Raw genomic sequence first — 20,350 nt, 5'->3', positions numbered from 1 at the left:
TAATTGTAATCCATGTTCAATCATGATGCTTAGTCTTCCATTATGCAATAAATAGCGAATCATGGAAAGTAAAGATCCATAAACAATAGAGAAATGATAGGAGCGAGAAACATGAAAGCAGTACTATTTTATGACCCTACTTTTCCGTTAGACGGCTGTGCGCCAGATTCAGAGGCACTTCAAAAGCTGAATAGTCTGTTTAAAGTAACCGATGCGGAGGGATTGTCAGCAGCACTTAGAGAAGACGGGGTAGACTGTTTCGTTCATTTGCACGGATCGTATTTTCCGAAAGCGTCATGGCCGGATATACTCGCTTTTGTACAGCGGGGCGGGGGATTGATTCACGCAGGCGGAGCCCCTTTTAAACAGCCGGTGAGCCGGGATGGCGAGCAGTGGGAAGTCCAGCAGGAGATGACAGCGTACCATCAGGAACTATTTATTCATGAGGCGCTTGCTGTCGATCATACGCGTTCAACCGCACTGTGCCACAATCTGGAGCTGCCTTTGCTGCAGGGCAAGGAGCATTTGTTCACGATTGAACGTACGTTTGGACTTATTTTGCATGTGACGCATGAGCGGGATCAGCTGAATCAGGCTACGGGCTCGCAGGGGCCGATGAATGCACACATTCGACCGCTTCTGAAGGGAATGTCTGCTGATGGCCGGGAAGTATCGGCTCCTGTCGTTCTGATCGAGCATAACAAGGGTGATTTTGCAGGCGGACGCTGGTTATTTGTGAATCAACAGCTGACAGACCGTTTCTGGTCGGGCGCAGGTGCGGATGCTCTTGCAGAATGGGCGGCATTTTGCGCAAGGGGTGTTACTGAGCTTTGGATTAAGCCGAGCTACGCGGTTTATTATGAAGCAGAGAGACCGCATCTGACGCTTCAAGCACAGCAAACTAAATCGGCATATGGCTACGAGCAAAGCAGCAAGCAAGAGAACTGGTCGATGGCTATTTCCATTTATAAGCAAGGAGAGGCTGAGGCGTTATGGCAGCATCGTTTGAGCTTGAGAGTTGGAAGCGAAATCGAATACATAACCTTGAGTGTACCGCTTGCTGTAGAGCCGGGCTTGTATGAGATCGTGTGTGAAGCAGAAGCTGAAAGCGGAGAAAAGAGAGTACTGCGGCAGGGCTTCTGGGGGCATGACCCAGAATTGCTGAAGAGAGGTACGCCACTCGCGGTTGGTCGGGATTATTTTGAGAAAAATGGCGCTCCCTTCCCTATTGTAGGAATGACGTATATGACCTCGGATGTAGGCCGGAAATTCGTGTCTATGCCGAATGCTGCGATCTGGGATCAAGATATGGCGACGATGAAGGAAGCCGGCATCAACCTGATCCGTACTGGCTTATGGACGGCGTGGCGGCATCTTATGTTTGAGGACGGGCATGCATCGGAAGAACTGCTCAGAGCTGTGGATGCTTTTATTTTGACAGCGGCTAAGCATGAGATTGAAATGACCTTCAGCTTCTTCGCCTTTGCTCCAGAAGCTTGGGAAGGCAAAAATCCGTATCTTGATCCAAGAAGCGTACAAGCACAAAAACGGTTTATTGCAGCGATCGTATCCAGGCATAAAAACACGTCCAATGTACAGTGGGATTTGATCAATGAGCCGTCATTATTTGATCATATGCGCATTTTCTCAGGACCTCGCTCCATGCATGATCCTTTTGAAAAAGCAGCCTATGTGAATTGGCTGAAGCAGCGGCACGCATCGATTGGCAAGCTGCAGGCGCGGTGGAATATGACGAGTACAGAGCTGCCGGACTTTGAAGCGGTCACCTTGCCGGAGCAAACGGACATCGCTTTTGATATCCAAGACGTGAAGAAGCTGAAGAAAAATACGCGCTGGCTGGACTATACACGGTTTACGATGGATATGCATAACCGCTGGGTAGGGGAGCTTACGGCAACGATTCATGCCATTTCCCCGCGTCAGCTCGTGACTGTTGGTCAAGACGAGGCGCTTGGCATGGGGCCGCGTCCTTCTCCGCTAATCTATGCGGAAAGCGTCGATTACACAACAGTACACACTTGGTGGCTAAATGACAGGCTGCTATGGGACAGCGTATATGGCAAAGATCCTAGCAAGCCGACCTTGATTCAAGAAACGGGCATTATGTATGTGGAAATGCCGGATAACCGGGCGAAGCGTTCAGAGGAAGAGCTGAGGAACATCTTAGAGCGCAAATACGCATACGCTTTTGCCGCAGGCGGCGCAGGCGCGGTGCAGTGGCTGTGGAATACGAACTATTTCATGGACAACGTTTGTGAGTCGAATATCGGAGCTCTGCGGGCTGACGGGACACAGAAGCCGGAAGCGGATGTATCCTATGATTTCGGCAAATTTATTGCCCGAATTTCGAGCATGTTTGAGGAACGCCAGCTAGAGGAGATTGCGGTTGTATTTCCTTACTCCAATGATTTCTCCAGCCGCCGTTTTGCTTGCGAAGCGACAGGAAATTTAACTCGTGTGCTGGGCTACGAAATGAAGCTCCCGCATCGCGGGATTGGAGAGTTTCACTTGGAAACCTTGCAGCGAGACAAGCCGAAGCTCATTATCGTTCCGAGCGCTCACAATTTCAGCGATGCTGCGCTGACGGAGCTGCTTGCGCATGTTGAAGCTCACGGAGGCACGCTGCTGTTCACCGGACCTATTGGGCTAGATGAATACTGGAAGCCAACTTCACGGGCGGAATCGATTGTGGGACCGTATCGCTTAAGCAATATATCACGGGAAGAAACGCTGCAAATTGGCGAGCGCATCTTCAAAGCTTCTTTCGGAGGCAAGAAGATTGGCGAGCTAAACAAAGAAATCGCTTTGGACAGCAGCGGAAGCTATTCGGATGGCATTTCAACCGTTCGAACCTTATCCCATGGATTAGGCAAGGTCATGTGGTGTCCACTGCCGCTGGAGCTTAACGAGCGTACGGATACACTCATTGCACTTTATGAGGCTGCCCTGCACGAGGCTGAGGATTTGAAACCAGGCATCGTATGGGAAGCAGGCGGAGACCACCCGGGGATCTTTGGCAACAAGCTGCAATTTAAGCAGGGAAGCTTATATACTTTTATCTCGGAAGCGGGTATGGACTGTCCTGTTACTGTGCGTGATGCGCAAACCAATAAGAGCTACAGCTTCGTGCTGGAGAGTGAACGCTCGGTTCTATTTGCGACGGATTTGGAAGGCAACGTGCTGGCATCTTATCGCGATATTGTCGTTTGACCGATGTAGTAGGATTAGCTTAGACCATTGCAACGTTTATGAAGAGGCTGTTTCAAAGGTAGATAAATCTACTTTTGGAACAGTCTCTATTTCATTTAAGGATCTGCTATATAGGATGAGATTGTACCGCAAGGCTTTTTACCTTGTAGGAGAACATCTTCTTTATGTACATTGCCTCCTTTCCGACTAAGAAGTTACTTAAAATGCATTTTCGCAACTTATGGTTTCGGCATAAATCGCTGCTTACGCAAATAAAATGGTAGATGATGGGCGGGAAGCTGAGGCGAGGCGGGGATCGGATGAACAGAAGATGGATAATCAAAGGTTTGGCTATTGTTTTATTGCTGCTTGTGACCGTCTATATCGGAGTAGCGGCGATTCCGGATAAGCAACGGGAACAGCTATGGAACAACCAGCAAGGCGAGTTTATTGAGATTGCGCTCGCGAGCGGCATGATCGGCTTTGGAGTCATACTCATCATGTTAATCGTATTTGATCTTCCCGCTAGCAAAAGGGGCAAAAGCGATCGTGGCGTTGGAGTGGATGAAGCTGCTCGAACGAAGACGATGTCAAGATCAGAGATTGCCGTAACGCCTACATGGGTGCCTCCAGCCGTCCCTCTAAAAACACCTTCAATCGAGCAGATTATAGGAGCCGCAAATGCTGCAGCCGGGTCGATTCCGAATAGCCGTAATGCTGTCGTCAATATGAAGGTCATCACCGGGCATGCGCAGCATATTGGCGAGCGTGAGGAGCAGCAGGATGCTTATGGCTTCTCGTCACTCGACGATGAGGAAGCTATTGAGCATCGCGGTGTGCTTGCCGTGATTGCTGATGGAATGGGCGGTTACGCTATGGGTAAAGAGGCAGGACAGCTTGCGATCCAGATGATGCTGAACGAATATAAAGCGAAATCAGCGGAGGAGTCCATACCGAAGGCATTGGAGCAGTCGCTGCATCTTGCGAACCAAGCTGTCTATGAGATGGCGCTTAGTCATGAGCTGGAATGGAGCGTCGGAACGACGCTGATTGCGACTGTTATTCATCAAGGAGAGCTTTACTGGATATCAGCGGGGGACAGCCGAATCTATTTGTTTCGAGGGGGTGTGCTCATTCCACTGACAAGGGATCACATCTATGCGAATCGGCTGAGGGAGCAGGTTTTGGCGGGTATACTCACACAGGAAGAAGCCGGGTCGCATCCGGAACGCCATTTATTAACGAGTTACTTGGGAATCCCGCGCATAACGGAAATCGATGCCAATCAAGAGCCGCTGCTCCTTTTGCCGGGTGATCTGGTTATATTATGCAGTGACGGGCTCTATGACGATTTATCGGATAAGCTGCTGGAGGAAGCGTCGTGCTTATACCCTCCGCTTGCCGCAACTCACATTTTGCAGCATGTTCTTGCAGAGCGGAGGCCTTATCAGGATAACGCAACCATAGCTATTTTAGCTTGTGTTTAGGCTTATGGTTAGAAACACCCAGATAGTGGGTAGTATAAGGTAGATAACAGGATGAAGGAGGTATTCAAAATGGATAATGAACATGATCACGATCAACGGCATGCTAAGAGTTTAGTGACGGAAAAAGACATTGATCCTGACTTTGGTCTGTTTACGGAGGAAATGCGCGGGGGAGCTGTGCCTCATGCATCGGAGCTGCTGGAGAAGCAGCATCCGAATGAGAATGCGCATGTGCATGAATCTCATATCCCTGCTTCGCTGGATAATCGTGAGGGGCTGGTCGACGAGGTCGATACGGCAGAGGAAATTTCAGAGGAGCTGGCCTCCGTGCCAGATGCGGATGTTATGGCGAAGGACAGTCCGATCGATCCTGCGTCTCCCGGTGAGGAATTCCACGGCATTGACCTATTGAACGGCGTTGGTAATCACCCCGAGGATGAGACGGAAGAGCTCTAATTAATCCGTATATAAAGCTAGAGAGTCGGGCTCACAAAAATAGACGTCAATGTTGTATGGAATACAACATTGACGTCTATTTGCTCATTCATTGCTTAAGAATGCCAGTATTGCCAAGTGGATAACAAACATAACTCGTGTGCGAATGAGAGGAAGCTTGTGTTACAATTGAGGAACAAATGTTCTTTATGGGAGCGGTAGCAGGAAAATATGCTGATGAATGATACGGTCACGATATCGGTGAGAAACTTAGTCGAATACGTATTTCTGAGCGGTAGCATCGACGTAAGGCTAAATGCAATTGATACGATGCATGAAGGCACGAAAGCGCATCAGAGAGTGCAGCTAACCTACGGCGAACAGGATCAGAAGGAGGTCTATGTCAAAGCGGACATCCAAGTGGATGATCTGCTATTTGTTGTGGACGGACGATGTGATGGATTGCTCGGAACAGATCCGATATTGACCGTTGATGAAATCAAATCGACTGGCGGCGACTTGGATCGAATAGCGGAGGACGGTTATCCTGTACACTGGGCGCAAGCATTATTTTATGCCTATATGTACGCGAAAGAGCATGAGCAGACAGCCATGCGCGTGCAGCTTACCTATGTGCAGACGAAGACAGAGGAGGAGCGGCGGTTCACGCGTGAAGTCACCTTCATAGAGCTGGAGCAATATGTCTATGAGATTACTGCTCGATACGCTCCCTATGTGCAGCAGCTGCGCAAGCATGAGCAGTTACGGAATAAAAGCATTAACGGGCTTGCTTTTCCATTTGAGACTTACCGAGCAGGGCAGCGAAAGCTGGCAGGAGCGGTTTATAAATCGATTGAGGAAGGCGTTCGTCTATTTGCGAAGGCGCCAACTGGCATAGGCAAGACGATATCGACGACTTATCCCGCCATCAAAGCAATGGGAGCAGGCATGCTTCAGCGCTTTTATTATTTGACAGCAAGGACGACGACAAGAGCCGCGGCTGAGGACGCTTTGATGTTTATGCGCGAGAAAGGGCTGCATCTCCACGCCGTGACGATCACGGCTAAGGATAAAATATGCTTTCAAGAGGAAGTTCGCTGCGAGAAGGAGCATTGCCCGTATGCGGAAGGCTATTATGATCGAATTAACGGAGCGGTGCTTGATATATTGGAGCAGGAGACGATTATGACAAGGTCGGTCATTGAAGCCTATGCCCATAAGCATAAAGTATGTCCATTCGAATTTTCACTTGATTTGGCTTATGCGTCTGATGCGGTTGTCTGTGATTACAATTATATTTTTGACCCGCGCATTTCATTTAAGCGTCAATATGCGGAGATGAAGAAGCGGACAGCACTGCTCGTGGATGAAGCGCATAACCTTGTTGATCGGGCGCGGGAGATGTTTTCGGCGGAGCTGACGAAGGCGCCCTTTCTTGCGCTGCAGCGTGAGCTCAAGGGTACGCATGGCGAGGGTTATCGCACGGCCAAGGCAATCAACGATTATTTCATCGCGCTGCGTAAAAGCAGCGACGGGGCGCCGCATCTGATTCAGCGGCAGCTTCCCGAGGAATTAGTGGCGCTAGCGGACGCATTCGCCTCGGCTGCCGAACAGGCTTTAGCCGTCGGTGTTAGCGGGAACGGCTTGCTTTTGGATGCCTATTTTGCAGCACAAAACTTTGTGCGTACAGCCAAGTTGTTTGATGATCGTTATGTTGTTTATATCGAACTTTCGAAGAGCGACGTCCGGCTCAAGTTATTTTGTCTTGATCCCTCTCAATTGCTGCAGCAGATAGGCAAGGGCTATCGCTCGCATATCTATTTCTCTGCAACGCTATCTCCAGTCTCGTATTATATGGACATGCTGGGAGCGGGAGAAAATGATTACACGCTCGCGGTGCCGTCCCCCTTTGCAAAGGAACAGCTTGATGTAGTGATCAATCCGCTTTCTACAAGGTACCACGACCGCGATCAGTCTAAGCTGCCGATAGCGAAGCTAATCATGGAGCTGATGAGTGAGCGACCGGGTAACTATTTTGTGTTTTTTCCATCCTATGCCTATATGAATGCCGTTTACGAGACGTATATGGAGCTTAAGGAATGGTCTGTTCCTGCTGGTACGGCTTCAGATGCAGAAGTGCTGCTGCAAAGACCCGACATGGCGGAGGAAGAACGAGATCGTTTTTTAGGTACATTTCAGGCTGGGAGCGGGAAATCCTTGATTGGTTTTGCGGTGATGGGCGGCGTGTTCTCGGAGGGTGTCGACTTGGCCGGAGACCGATTGGTCGGAGTTATCGTTGTTGGTGTAGGGCTGCCGCAGCTCGGTGTAGAGCGCAATATGCTGAAGGATTATTTTAACGAGCAGGGCAAGAATGGGTATGATTATGCGTATGTGTTCCCAGGGATGAATAAGGTGCTGCAGGCTGGCGGCCGTCTAATCCGCTCGGAAACCGATCGCGGGACACTCGTGCTCATAGACGATCGGTATTTGCAAACCCAGTATCAACGGCTTCTGCCTGAAGAGTGGAAGGGGTAATCAATTGACGGAATCGGATTCCGTTTTGACTATTCGATTGAGAAGTGACGGTAATGATTCAAATCGTTTCTCTATATATACTGCAGCTGATAAGGTGACCAGCAAACCGAGCAGCGATCCGCATACGGACAAGGGAATGGCCCAGAATAACGTGGGCTGTGTGAAAAAAGGAATAAGCGCAACGGCCAAAATGGGAGGAGCGTTCCAGTTAAATCGATTGATGCAAAAAATGACGATGAGTAGTGTGAGAAGCAGCGATAGTACCCCAGGATTCCAATAATTAAGAATGGAGCCGATAAATGAAGAAAAGACGGCGCCAAGGGCGATTTTGCGAAGTTGTGATTTCTCGAACGGGCGTGAAATGAAGAGCAAGCTGAAAGCGCCCAAAGTAGGGAAGAACAAGGAATGCATATACGGAATATGTAACGAGATCCAGTAAATCATGATGATATATAAGCAGATTGCATAGGTTCTAATACGCATGCCGTGAGCTCGCCTTCTTTCCAAGTGGATTGCAACGGTTAACTTTACGCAGCATGTTACATTTTACCCTCACCGTTCTTGTACCGTCAATCATTTATATTTGTCAATTCGAATGAAAACGTTCATTCTGTTGCCGTGAGAAATTAAAATAAGCCCAGCCAAATAATCGGCTGGGCTTGCTGATAAGGAGAATACCATGCTGCTGCATAAAGGACAGACGTTGTTCAACCAAGGGGAAAGTGGGCCGCTGTTTCACTTAAAGAGCGGTTTGCTGAAAATTGTTCGCGTTCATGAAGACGGTCATCCGTTTCTAGTTAATATCATCGTACCGAACGAGATCATTCCTCATCATTCGTTAATTAGTCCTTTGCCTTATCACGGTACAGCGATTGCGCTTGTTGCTTGTGAGATCGATCTAGTATCGCCGCAGCAATGGTACGACGAGCTGAAGCTGAGTCCGGAGAAAAGCCTTGAAGTCGCACGGCTCCTTCAAAGTAAGCTGAGGATGATGCAGCAGCGAATCGATCAATTAACACAAGTGGCGCCTGCCGAAAAGCTAAGGAAGCTGCGGGAATGGTTTGCGGCATACATTGGACCCACAGCGATAACCGATGTGCTGACACAGGATGAGATTGGTCAGCTCATCGGCCTTCGCCGCGAAACGGTCAATCGGCTGCTGCGGGCGCAGCCGAGATAGGAGCAAGCTAGCTTATCGCTGCAAGTTCAAGGCTGGCTGCGGGACCGAAAAATTCATAGTGAATGTCCGAATCTGCCACGCCTATTTGCTGAAGAGAATGATTAATTGCCGCCATGAATGGAGTCGGGCCGCAGAAATAAAAGGCAGCGTCAGTATCCGTAATAATGGATTGCAGCCAAGGCAGATCAATATAGCCTTCCTTATGGAAAAGCTGTTCTTTCAGGTCTCTTTCTGTCGGCTTCACGTAGCAATAGTAGACAGAGACCTGAGGGTGTTCACTCGCAAGTAGATTCACTTGCTCCCTCATGGCATGGACATCACCGTTCTGGGCGGAATGTATAAAGGTTACCTGACGTTTCGGATCATGTTCGGTTAGTGTATTTAACATACTGAGCATCGGCGTCAACCCGACACCTCCGCTTATCAATACGACGGGACGCTCATCCGTCCGATTTAGAATAAAGTCTCCTGCAGGAGCGGATAACCATAAAGTTTCCCCCTCAACAACATGCTGGTGCAGGTAGGACGATACTTCGCCGGCGGAACGGTCTAGATAAGCGTCCTCGCGTTTAACCGAGATTCGATAGTAAGGTTTTCCAGGAGCATCGGATAAGCTATATTGTCGTATTTGCGTGTGTTCGGCGCCTTCCTTTTTGATTTTGACGGTTACGTATTGACCGGGTTCGTAGCTTGCAATGGATTGGCCATCTTCTGGAACCAAATAGAAAGAAGTGATTACATGGCTCTCCTGCACCTTCCGCGCCACTCGAAAAGCACGGAAGCCCTCCCAGCCGCCCGCCTGCGAATGTGTATTCTCGTACATTTCTTGCTCAATGCTTATAAAAGCATCCGCAATTATGCCATAAGCCTCCGCCCATGCATTTAATATTTCATCCGTAGCAGCTTCTCCAAGCACATCTTTAATCGCCATCAGCAAGTATTTGCCGACAATCGGATAGTGCTCCGGCTTCACTCCTAAGCTGCGATGCTTATGTCCAATTTGCTTCACAACCGGAATAATAGCTGCAAGGTTCTCGATATGCTGCGCTGCTGCATAAACGACGTTGGCAAGCGCGGCTTGTTGTCTGCCTTGTTTTTGGTTAGCGTGATTGAACAGGTTCAGGAGCTCAGGATGATTGGTGAACAAAAGCTGATAGAAGCGTTTTGTAATCGTCACGCCGTGAACCTCTAATACAGGAACCGTAGATTTAATAATTTGAATACATTGTGCACTTAACATGAATAACCCCTCCAATGTCTGTTTGCATCTAATATGTTTAAGTATAGACCTTAGGATGCACCAAACTATGTGATTAAGATCACAGAAATTTGCAACGATATGTGACATTTAGAACTTTCTATACGGATAGTTAATTTATTTTTTTTTTAACCAATCACTATTGACAGTAATTTCTATGGATGGTAAAGTGACTAATATATTTTAGCGAGAGGAGGATTGCGTTACATGAACACTTACAATTACATTCATTTAGCTGTAAGAAAGAACCATCATTTGAACATGAATAACGTAATCCATCCGCGCGTTGTTTCACTTTGATTAAGGGTATCCCCATCATCAGAGGCGCATGATTACGTAATCGTAATTATGCGCCTTTTCTATGCCCTCGCGAGACTTATCTAAGTCGCGTTTTTTTGAGGGGAAGAAGCGTGTCGTTACGACGACACGCTTTTTTGTGTTTTCGGGAGTAAATCGAAGGTAAACGAAGCTTGGATGGATAGCGGAAGGTGTGGTAGAGAAGCATGTTTAGTGTACTCAAAAAATTAAGCTGGTTTTTTAAATTGCATTGGAAGCGTTATACCGTTGCTATAACACTTCTAGTACTAACAGGAATTATCGATGTCATCCCGCCGTGGCTTATCGGCTATACAATTGACGGCATCCATCAGGATCTGCTCGGTCAAGCCGATTTTGATCGTGTGCTTTACGGCTGGATCGCACTTACGGTAGTAGGCTATATCATCACGTACATATGGCATTACAAGCTGTTTGGCGGAGCATTCGTGCTTGAGAAGCTGCTGAGGTCGCGTTTGATGGGACATTTTTTACGAATGACTCCAACCTTTTATGAACGCAATCGGACGGGCGATCTTATGGCGCGCTCGACAAATGATTTAGGAGCGGTTGCGCAGACAGCGGGCTTCGGCATATTGACGTTAATTGACTCGACTCTATTTATGATTACGATTCTGATTGTTATGGCAGGTTTGATAAGCGTGAAGCTCACACTTGCCGCATTGCTGCCACTTCCGCTTATGGCGCTTGCCATGAAGCATTATGGTAAAAAAATTCACGAACGATTTATGGACGCGCAAGACGCATTTGGCGATCTGAACGATCAGGTGCTGGAATCGGTATCCGGCGTTCGCGTCATTAGAGCTTTCGTGCAGGAAGAAGCAAGCGAGGCGCGTTTCAGCGCCAAAACAAATGATGTGCTTAACAAAAATATTGCTGTTGCGCGCATCGACGCGTTATTCGAGCCGACGATGAAAATACTCGTTGGAATGAGCTATTTGATCGGGCTTTGTTATGGCGGATATCTCGTATTCCACAATGAAATAACGCTCGGGGAGCTCGTATCCTTTAACGTATTTCTTGGGATGCTGATCTGGCCGATGTTTGCTATCGGTGAGCTCATTAACATTATGCAGCGCGGTAATGCTTCACTCGATCGTGTAAGTGAGACACTTGGCTATAAGCCTGACGTTGCTGATGCAGCTGCGCAGGTGAAAGTGGCGGAACCAACGTCCCTGCAATTCAAAAATGTCACGTTCCGTTATCCGTCTTCTCAAGTCGATAACTTGGTAGATGTGTCCTTTACGTTATCACAGGGGCAAACGCTTGGTATCGTAGGTAGAACTGGCAGCGGCAAGACAACACTACTGAAGCAGCTGCTTCGGGAATATCCGCTTGGACGGGGCGGCATTCATATATCTGGCGAGCCGCTTGGCAGCTTGAAAATTGATGACTTGCTAAGCTGGATCGGTTATGTGCCGCAGCAGCCAATCTTGTTCTCGAAGACGATCCGCGAAAATATTTTCTATGGCCTAAAAGAAGGCACAGATGCTGATTTGCAGCGGGCACTCGAGCGGGCTTCATTCGCCAAAGATATTAAGTTTTTACCGGATGGACTGGAGACGATGGTTGGCGAGCGAGGTGTTGCGCTGTCCGGCGGGCAGAAGCAGCGCGTTAGTATTGCGCGTGCACTCATCGCAGATCCAGAGATATTGCTGATGGACGATGCGTTGTCAGCTGTAGACGGGAAAACGGAGTCCGAAATTATTGAGGGTATCCGTACAGAAAGAGCAGGCAAGACGACGCTCATTACGACGCATCGTTTATCTGCAGTGCAGCATGCGGACTGGATTATTGTTCTCGACGAAGGACGAATTATTCAGGAAGGTACGCATGAGCAATTGCTTGAGAGAGGCGGCTGGTACCGCGAGCAGTATGATCGCCAGCAGCTTGAGGCTATTATTGAAACGTAATAAATTGGAGGCGTGAAGAGCAATGGGCAACACAGGAAAACGATTGTTTCAATACGCCATGCTTTATAAAAAACCGATCCTGCTTGCGCTTCTTCTGCTCGTGCTTGCTGTATGCGCAGAGCTGGCAGGACCGCTAATTGCAAAACGGATGATTGACCAGAATATTCTCGGCATCGAGAAGAAATGGCATGAAGTCGAGGCAAAACAAGATTATGCGGTTCTTTATAAAGATAAATGGTATAAGCGCGAGGATCACTTTGCCGCTTCGGAACAGAAGGGCAAGGAAGTTCGCGTGCTGCAGGTTGGACGTCAATTTTATTGGCTGGAGGATGCAATGGCATCCGATCAAGGCAAGCGTGTGGTAGAGGGGAACAACCTCACTGTGACAAACAAGGAAACGGGCGAAACGGTCTCGTACCCTGTAACGAAGCTCACATCACAAGAGCTGTATTCCTTCTATAAGCCGGAGTTTCCGGCATTAATGAAGCTAGCGGCTATGTATTTCGGATTTTTGCTGCTCGTTGCTGTCTTCACCTATGGACAGCGGCTTATGCTGCAAACGTCTGCGAACCGTATTGTGCGAAGGCTGCGTACAGATATTTTTGCACATACGCAGCGGCTGCCCGTAAATTATTATGATAATTTATCAGCTGGGCAGGTTGTCTCGCGGGTGACGAATGATACAGAAGCTATTCGCGAGTTGTACGTTGCAGTGTTAGCGAATTTCTTCACAGGTATTATTTATATGGTGGCTATTTATGGAGCTTTGTTCTTACTAGATGTGCGCTTAGCGCTTGTGGCTCTGCCGCTTGTGCCGATCCTCATCATATGGATTATCGTTTACCGTAAATTTGCTGCTCGTTATAATCGTATCATTAGATCGAAGTTGAGCGAAATCAACGGAATGATTAATGAATCCATACAAGGGATGACGATTATCCAGGCGTTCCGCCGTCAGAAGGAAACGACTAAGGAATTTGAGGAAATGAATGAGTATTATTACAAGTATCAAAACAAACTGCTCAGCCTCAACTCCATTACATCGCATAATCTAGTCAACGTCATTCGGAATATATTATTTCTAATTGTACTTATTATGTTCTGGGGTGATTCGCTTCGCGGAGCGGTATCGGTCGGCGTGCTTTACGCATTCATCGATTATATGCATCGTATGTTTGCGCCGATTGTCGGCATCGTAAACCAGCTATCAAATCTCGAGACGGCACGCGTATCTGCCGAACGGGTATTTAAGCTGATGGACGAGGAAGGAATCGATGTTGTTTCCGGCAAAATGGAGCGATATAAGGGTGATGTTCAGTTCGAGGATGTTTCATTTGCTTATAAAAAGGATGAGTACGTGCTGAAGCATATCTCCTTCCACGCTCGTCAAGGTCAAACGGTCGCTTTAGTTGGCCATACCGGCTCAGGCAAAAGCTCGATACTTAATCTGTTGTTCCGTTTCTATGATTCGAACGAGGGTAAGATTATAGTGGATGGCACCGATGTGCGCGATATGCCGAAGCAGCTGCTCAGGCAGCATATGGGCATCGTCCTTCAGGATCCATTCCTGTTTACCGGAACGATCGCATCGAACATTAGTCTTGATAACCCAGAGATTAGCCGAGAGAAAATTGTACAGTCGCTTCGTGACGTCGGAGCTTACGACATGTTCAGTCAGTTTCAGGGCGGTATTGATGCGCCTGTTATTGAGAAGGGAAGCACCTTGTCTGCTGGTCAACGGCAGTTGATTTCCTTCGCAAGGGCGCTGGCTTATGATCCGGCTATCCTCATTCTCGATGAGGCGACAGCCAGCATAGATACCGAGACGGAAGCCATCATTCAAGAGGCACTTGATGTACTGAAGAAGGGCCGCACGACGTTTGTCATCGCGCACCGTCTGTCGACGATTCGCAGTGCAGATCAAATTCTTGTACTTGATCGCGGTGTCATTGTGGAGCGAGGCAGCCATGATGAGCTTATGGAACAACGCGGCAAGTATTACGCTATGTACCAGCTGCAATTTGGCGCAGCATCCGCATAATAGAAAGCTGCAAAAAACGGCTAAGCGAGAGTCATCCCGCTTAGCCGTTTTTTTTGTATTGGCAAGGTCATTACAGTTCAAAGACAAAGCGTGCTGCAACGAGAGATAACCATGCTGTTCGTTGTTTATACCATTAGGTTTTGAAGCGGCTGATGGCTTCATTCAAGGTTGAAGCTAAATTGCGCAGCTGCTCAGATGAGCTTGCAACCTCCTGCATGGAGGCAAGCTGCTCTTCCGAGGCAGCAGCAACACGCTGTGAATTTCCTGCTGAGCTGGCCGTTATGCCCTCAAGCGCATCTAGTGAAGCTGCTATTTGCTCGCTTCCCGCTGACATTTGCTCCGACGCTGCAGAAACTTCCTGCACCTGACTGGACACATCGCGAATGGATGTAACGATGGAGCGGAAGGATTCGCCGGCCTGTGCTGAGATGCTCGAACCGAAGCGTGCAGCTTCGACTGATTGCTCCATAGATGAAACAGCAGTTGCTGCATGGCTTCCGATGCTATGCAATATTGATCCAATTTGCTCGGATGATTCCTTGGACCGCTCAGCCAGCTTGCGGATTTCATGGGCTACGACAGCAAAACCTTTGCCGTGCTCGCCAGCACGCGCTGCCTCAATCGAAGCGTTAAGTGCAAGCAGATTTGTTTGATTGGCTACATCGCCGATCAAGGCAAGTATGCCGCCGATTTTGTCGCTTTGCTCCTTCAATTCATGTAAGGTAGTGACTGTTTCGACTACATTGGACTCAATAGCATTCATCTGCTGCAGCGTTTGATCAATGACGGTCTCGCCTTCCGTAGCGAGTGCAGTCGTATCCGCTGCCAGCTCAGATACAGATGAGGTCGATTCTGCGATTCTTTGAATGCCGATCGTCATTTCGGTCATAGCGCGCTGGCACTCTTGCAAGCTTTGCAGCTGTGTATCGGAGCCTGAAGCAACTTCTTGAATGGCCTCCGTTACTTCTTCTGTCGCCCGGGATGTCTGCTCAGCACTTTGCTGCATATTGTAAGCTGATCCAGCGACCTCATCGGATGTAATTCGGATGCTGCCGGTGAGCTGACGCAGGCTCGCGATCATTTCATTAAAGGCATTGGAGACTTGCGCTATCTCATTGCCGCCATTGACTGAAACAGCAAGCGTCAAGTCGCCTTTCGCTGCTAAAGAGGATACTTCAGCGAGCCGTTTGAGCGGCTTCAACGTCATTCTTATGAGAACAACAATGATAAGAATGGCAATAAAGGATAGAAGCAAGGCAACCCCTAAGCTTTTCCAAAATATAAGATTCAAAGCATCGTCGAGTTGTTTGTAATCAACATCGATGCCGAATATCCCTATCACTTTACCGCTAGGGTCTTTTACCCGGGCTAAATAAGAAATCCACTGGCCGTAGTCATCTGTAACGACCTCAGTCAAGGCTGACACTTTTTTCAGCGTTTCATCGATTTTTCCTGCGAATTCGGCAGTCATTTCATACTCACCCCCTGGGCCAAGGCCTGCGGTGGAGAGAGCTTCGTTGCTCTGTATCATCTTTATAAATTTTTTACCGTCGCGCTCAATAACCTCGGGCATATACACATAAGCATTTGCAACGATATCGTTCTTAATCATTACGTCAAGCTGAAGCTTAAGCAGCTCGAACGTAGCATTATTGGTGTCGCGTCCTGCAGATACTTCGTTATATCCGAAGGTAATAAGATCGTGGCCAGCCTCGATTTGATAGCCGAGCGTTTGCCCTATCCGTTCAATTTCATCTAAATAGGATTTTTTCTGCGAGCTGTAGGACAAATACTCCGTGACGCTAATGACAATGACTAAAAGAAGGGCTAATACGATAGAGCTGGTAACGACTAAACTTCTGTCTTTTATTCGTAACATGCAATCACACCCCATAATGAAAAGTTAAGATAAGATAAGTTATCGTCGAATTATGTCGAAAAGTGAATAGTAATCAATCAGTCCATTTTTTTACAATTCATAAAATAACAACTGTAACTACATTAACAAACATCTATTAGATAAATACGGGGCTTTATGTTAGGAAAGTATTCAATTATTGCTTATATTCAGCCAACATTCAGCGGGGGTTAAAGGAGGCTTAAGTTTTACTGGCTATGCTAGATCTTGTAACAACAAACTTGAAAGTGAAAGGTGGATTATTTAATGAAGAGAGCAAAAGCAATAACAGCAGGTGCGATTGCACTAACGCTTACCCTAGGTGGCGGAGGCCTATGGGCAAGCCAATATGTAAATGCGACAGCAGCAAGCAGTGACACTCAGCAAGAGCAAGGCACACAGGCAGAGAACAACGCAGCTAAGAAGGATCATGAAGGTAGACATGGCGGCTTTGGACGCGGCTTTGAACAAATACAAGAACAGTTACTAACGTACTTAGGGCTAGATGAAGCAGCACTTCAAACGAAGTTGCAAACGTTAACGCTTACGGAAGTTGCAGCAGAGAGTGGGAAAACGCGAACAGAGCTCAAGGCAAAGCTTGTTGAATGGCTGGAGGCTGCAGAGGCGGTAAATCCGAAGCCGGACGCAGAAGCGGACAAGCTCGCGGAAACAGGGAAACAACTAGTGAAGCCGGACGCCGCTGCACTAGCAGAGAAGCTACTGGATTCCAAAGGCATAGGCTTTGGAAAGCAGGGCGGCGGTGGTGAAAGAGGCGGAGGCTTCGAGAAAAATATAGAGGGGATCGCTGCGGCACTCGGTATAACCGCGGATGTGCTTAAGGCAGAGCTAGAATCAGGCAAGACAGTAGCGGCAATCGCTGCGGAGAAGGGTGTTGCGATTGGGGTCATCATTGACTTGCAGGTGAAAGATAAAAAAGCGAAGCTAGCGGAGGAGTTGGCAGCGGGAACCATTACACAAGAACAGTATGATACTAAGCTAGCCGAGGCTGTCCAACATGCAACGGAGCATGTAAACGGAGAAATGAAGGCTCGAGGAGGACATGGCAAGGGCGGCCCTGGCGGTAAAGGACCGCGGGGCGCACGTCCGAGCAGTGATGCAGCGAAAAGTGAATCAACAACTGACGCCTCCGCAGCCGCAACTCCAACTGCATAACGGCTTAATAGGCGGTATTTAAGATTATTTTGCGTAGTTTTTAAAAGAAAGTAGAAAGGAGCCATCCCTGTGGTCTTTGACCTAGAGATAGCTCCTTTCAAGTTTTTCCTCTTACTTAAACGGACCTTCCGAGCAATAGCGCAAGCTCCTGTGGTGGCAGCGGCTTACTGAATAAATAACCTTGCAGCTCATCACACTGCAGCTTGGTACAGAAGTCCGATTCAGCAATCGTCTCCACGCCTTCCGCAACAACCTTCATGTTCATGCTATGTACAAGCTCGATAATGGCCTTTACGATGGATGATTTTTTCTCATCATTTGTAATGCCTTGAATGAAGGAACGATCGAGCTTAACGTCCGATATAGGCAAGCGCTGCAGCTGATTCAAAGATGAATAACCCGTGCCGAAATCATCGATTGAAATTTGTATGCCAAGCCCTCGAAGGAACAGAATGGTCTCGATCACTTGATCCATATTTCGCATGAATACACCCTCGGTAATTTCAAGGCTCACATATTGCGGCTCAAGACCTGTGTCCTTTAATGCTTTAACGATCATTTCAGATAAGTTTCCTTGGTAGAAATGTCTTGCTGATATGTTTACTGAAACGCATATACGCCGTAATCCCGCATCCTGCCACGCTTTATTTTGCCGGCATGCCTCGTGAAAGACCCAACTGTCGATATCGAGTATAAAGCCAGATTGTTCGGCTAGCGGAATGAATTTATCAGGTGGAATCATACCGAGCTCGGGATGACGCCAGCGAATAAGCGCTTCTATGCCACAGAGCTCGCCAGACACAGCATTAATTTTCGGTTGATAATGAAGAGAAAACTGTTTGTTTTGCAGTGCATTATAAAGCCCGTTTTCGAGCTGCATCTTCTCTGTCATGGCGGACACCAGCTTTGGCTTAAAAAATCGGTAACAGCCGTCTCCCTGCTCTTTGGCGCTGTACATAGCAATATCGGCATTTCGGATAATGGTGTCCATATCGCTGCCATCCTGCGGGTACACGCTTATGCCGACGCTAACCGTCAGGTAAAGCAGTGCTTCATCGATGACAAAAGGCTCATTGAAGGAATCTACGACTGCTTGGGCATTTGCGGCTAGCTCCTCTTCATGATCATACCGTAAGGCGAAAACAAATTCGTCTCCTCCCAAACGGAATACGCTGCAGTCATTAAACACAGCCGCTCCGAAACGTTCTGCTGCCTTGCGGAGCAAGATATCTCCTACGGCATGTCCGAGCGTATCATTAATTTGTTTAAAGCGATTAATATCAGCGAACATGATAGCTATCGGTTTTTTTGAATTTGCGTTCATAGTGATCATATCTTGAAAATGGAGTGTGAATTGCAGTCTATTGGGCAAACCAGTCAGCATATCGTAATAGGCAAGCTGATGCAATCTCTCCTCCGATTGCTGCAATAAGTAAGCCTGAGCTTCCAGCCTCTCGTTGCTCCGCTGCGACTCTTGGAACATATGAATGAGGTTGGTCGACATATGTTTGAAATTCGCAATCAAGGAATGGATCTCTACAATACTGCTTCTCGGCCATTCCACATTATTCATCTGCTGGAGTTTCAGCGGAAGATTTGTTGTCGCTTTGGCTAGCCGAGTTAAGCTGCGAGAGAGCCACCGATTAATGAGATAAGCGAGAATGGCGGCGAATACGGCAAGTCCGATCATATAAACAAAATGTGTAAAATATTTGGAAAATAAATAATTTTGATGGTTTTTAAGTGGAATATCAACGTAAACAAGCCAATCCGTTGCCCGAATTTTATCTTTATATATCAAATTGCCATCGTGCCACGTCTGAAAGTACCAGGAGTATTTTTTCTCAACTGGCATGACTAAATACGATTTATTATTTAAGGGAGTGACTCTGGTTTCTTTGGAGAGATCAAACATTTCACCCACAAGCTCTGACTTGGTGGATGCGATAATTTTATGGTCAGCATTCGTGATAGATATAATTGAGTTTCGGGTATGTTTGTTAAGCGCTAGCTGAATGAAAGCAATCTGCTCCTGTTTCTCTATCCCAATGCTAACCGCTTGCCATTTATCCAATGAGTCGGTAACACGATTGACTTCAATCGAAGATAGGCGCTCAGCATACAGACTTACTTCTTTAATAGAGCTCAAGCTGTTCATGAAAATATTGAGTAAAAAGGAAATGAATACGATGCCGATGGAAAAATGAAACAGTACCTTGCTAAAGGAATTGGGTCCTTGTTTTCCCGAGGAAAGTCCGCTCCATTTACGCAGTGGAACATACTGGTGAATAATCTCAGCGAACAGTGCATTAAATAAGCCATTCATGGCGATGATGCCTGCAATAAGAAGCAAATCTTGTGCTGAGAGCGGAGAATTAAAGGAGTAGAACCAACAGATGGCTGGCATACCGATTAAAACCCAGAATACGGCGTCAAGCCCGAACAGCTGGTTCTTATATTTGCGAAGGAGCAAGCCGACAAAGGCGGCTTCAATTAAGATGATGTAATGAAAAAGGGGTTGTTTCAATAGAAAAGTACCGATGGATAGGACAATTGCGGCGATGAAGAGTCCCTGCAAGTAACCGAATAAACGCAAGCCAAGAAGGATGAATAGACTCGTTAAAGAAAAGGTAATGCCGTACAAAAATTGAAAATGATTCGACTCGGCTGCAAGCGCGAGAAGCGCACATAAGGCAAATGCGAAAGCAATCGTCAATTGTTTGTTGTGCTGCTGAAACAATGGGTTGCTCACCGTCGGCCTCCTGGAAGTGTGACAAGGTCTATTACATTCAAACAAAAGGGTGCCGAAGCACCCAGTTTATGATATGAACATAAAAGAAATTGATTATTTTCCCTGTTATTCGACAATTTTTTCTAATATCCTG

The 20,350-nt window shown here is 47.5% G+C and carries 12 protein-coding genes; 8 read left to right on the top strand and 4 right to left on the bottom strand.

The window, feature by feature from the left end:
* Positions 1 to 111: 111 nt before the first annotated feature.
* From AC787_RS15115 to AC787_RS15100, 4 genes are all read left to right on the top strand, one after another.
* A complete protein-coding gene (locus AC787_RS15115; protein ID WP_235560984.1) occupies positions 112 to 3,231 on the top strand; it encodes an alpha-amylase family protein in 3,120 nt (1,039 codons plus the stop codon).
* Positions 3,232 to 3,530: 299 nt separating this feature from the next.
* The gene (locus AC787_RS15110; RefSeq protein ID WP_054025533.1) at positions 3,531 to 4,697 is read left to right on the top strand and encodes a PP2C family protein-serine/threonine phosphatase; all 1,167 of its coding nucleotides are present in this window, start codon (positions 3,531 to 3,533) and stop codon (positions 4,695 to 4,697) included.
* Positions 4,698 to 4,766: 69 nt separating this feature from the next.
* Positions 4,767 to 5,153, top strand: coding sequence for a hypothetical protein (locus AC787_RS15105; RefSeq protein ID WP_054025532.1), 387 nt, complete (start codon positions 4,767 to 4,769; stop codon positions 5,151 to 5,153).
* 216 nt (positions 5,154 to 5,369) lie between these two features.
* Positions 5,370 to 7,667 (top strand): helicase C-terminal domain-containing protein, encoded by a 2,298-nt coding sequence (locus AC787_RS15100; protein ID WP_054025531.1) that lies wholly within the window; start codon positions 5,370 to 5,372, stop codon positions 7,665 to 7,667.
* On the opposite strand, the gene AC787_RS15095 is transcribed toward AC787_RS15100, so the two are convergent.
* A complete protein-coding gene (locus AC787_RS15095) occupies positions 7,668 to 8,150 on the bottom strand; it encodes an HPP family protein (RefSeq protein ID WP_054025530.1) in 483 nt (160 codons plus the stop codon).
* Positions 8,151 to 8,346: 196 nt separating this feature from the next.
* Here AC787_RS15095 and AC787_RS15090 point away from each other — a divergent pair, with 196 nt between their 5' ends.
* Entirely contained in the window at positions 8,347 to 8,847 is a 501-nt protein-coding gene (locus AC787_RS15090) for a Crp/Fnr family transcriptional regulator (RefSeq protein WP_054025529.1), read from the top strand.
* A 7-nt stretch (positions 8,848 to 8,854) separates the two neighbouring features.
* Here the strand turns inward: AC787_RS15090 and hmpA are convergent, their stop codons facing one another.
* Entirely contained in the window at positions 8,855 to 10,087 is a 1,233-nt protein-coding gene (hmpA, locus tag AC787_RS15085; protein WP_054025528.1) for an NO-inducible flavohemoprotein, read from the bottom strand.
* 521 nt (positions 10,088 to 10,608) lie between these two features.
* Between hmpA and AC787_RS15080 the strand changes: the two genes are divergently transcribed.
* Complete coding sequence (locus AC787_RS15080; RefSeq protein ID WP_054025527.1) at positions 10,609 to 12,354, top strand: ABC transporter ATP-binding protein; 1,746 nt, start codon at positions 10,609 to 10,611, stop codon at positions 12,352 to 12,354.
* A 22-nt stretch (positions 12,355 to 12,376) separates the two neighbouring features.
* Positions 12,377 to 14,395, top strand: a complete 2,019-nt coding sequence (locus AC787_RS15075) for an ABC transporter ATP-binding protein (protein ID WP_054025526.1) — start codon at positions 12,377 to 12,379, stop codon at positions 14,393 to 14,395.
* A 133-nt stretch (positions 14,396 to 14,528) separates the two neighbouring features.
* On the opposite strand, the gene AC787_RS35385 is transcribed toward AC787_RS15075, so the two are convergent.
* The gene (locus AC787_RS35385) at positions 14,529 to 15,602 is read right to left on the bottom strand and encodes a methyl-accepting chemotaxis protein (RefSeq protein ID WP_414730984.1); all 1,074 of its coding nucleotides are present in this window, start codon (positions 15,600 to 15,602) and stop codon (positions 14,529 to 14,531) included.
* A 957-nt stretch (positions 15,603 to 16,559) separates the two neighbouring features.
* Between AC787_RS35385 and AC787_RS15065 the strand changes: the two genes are divergently transcribed.
* On the top strand, positions 16,560 to 17,465 hold the full coding sequence (locus AC787_RS15065) for a hypothetical protein (protein ID WP_054025524.1): 906 nt from the start codon (positions 16,560 to 16,562) through the stop codon (positions 17,463 to 17,465).
* Positions 17,466 to 17,580: 115 nt separating this feature from the next.
* Here AC787_RS15065 and AC787_RS15060 read toward each other — a convergent pair whose 3' ends face one another.
* Positions 17,581 to 20,217, bottom strand: coding sequence for an EAL domain-containing protein (locus AC787_RS15060; protein WP_054025523.1), 2,637 nt, complete (start codon positions 20,215 to 20,217; stop codon positions 17,581 to 17,583).
* Positions 20,218 to 20,350: the final 133 nt, after the last annotated feature.

The sequence above is a fragment of the Bacillus sp. FJAT-28004 genome (assembly GCF_001280845.1).
Lineage (GTDB): Bacteria > Bacillota > Bacilli > Paenibacillales > Paenibacillaceae > Pristimantibacillus.
The sequence above is the reverse complement of the archived record's forward strand: the minus strand, read 5'-3'. Positions and strand labels throughout refer to the sequence as shown.

What these genes read in the sequence shown, in the direction of transcription:
- AC787_RS15075 (WP_054025526.1), top strand. Translation starts at nt 12,377, where the DNA reads ATGGGCAACACAGGAAAACGATTGTTTCAATACGCCATGCTTTATAAA.
- hmpA (WP_054025528.1), bottom strand. Translation starts at nt 10,087, where the DNA reads ATGTTAAGTGCACAATGTATTCAAATTATTAAATCTACGGTTCCTGTA.
- AC787_RS15080 (WP_054025527.1), top strand. Translation starts at nt 10,609, where the DNA reads ATGTTTAGTGTACTCAAAAAATTAAGCTGGTTTTTTAAATTGCATTGG.
- AC787_RS15090 (WP_054025529.1), top strand. Translation starts at nt 8,347, where the DNA reads ATGCTGCTGCATAAAGGACAGACGTTGTTCAACCAAGGGGAAAGTGGG.
- AC787_RS15110 (WP_054025533.1), top strand. Translation starts at nt 3,531, where the DNA reads ATGAACAGAAGATGGATAATCAAAGGTTTGGCTATTGTTTTATTGCTG.
- AC787_RS15095 (WP_054025530.1), bottom strand. Translation starts at nt 8,150, where the DNA reads ATGCGTATTAGAACCTATGCAATCTGCTTATATATCATCATGATTTAC.
- AC787_RS35385 (WP_414730984.1), bottom strand. Translation starts at nt 15,602, where the DNA reads ATGACGTTGAAGCCGCTCAAACGGCTCGCTGAAGTATCCTCTTTAGCA.
- AC787_RS15100 (WP_054025531.1), top strand. Translation starts at nt 5,370, where the DNA reads ATGAATGATACGGTCACGATATCGGTGAGAAACTTAGTCGAATACGTA.
- AC787_RS15065 (WP_054025524.1), top strand. Translation starts at nt 16,560, where the DNA reads ATGAAGAGAGCAAAAGCAATAACAGCAGGTGCGATTGCACTAACGCTT.
- AC787_RS15105 (WP_054025532.1), top strand. Translation starts at nt 4,767, where the DNA reads ATGGATAATGAACATGATCACGATCAACGGCATGCTAAGAGTTTAGTG.
- AC787_RS15115 (WP_235560984.1), top strand. Translation starts at nt 112, where the DNA reads ATGAAAGCAGTACTATTTTATGACCCTACTTTTCCGTTAGACGGCTGT.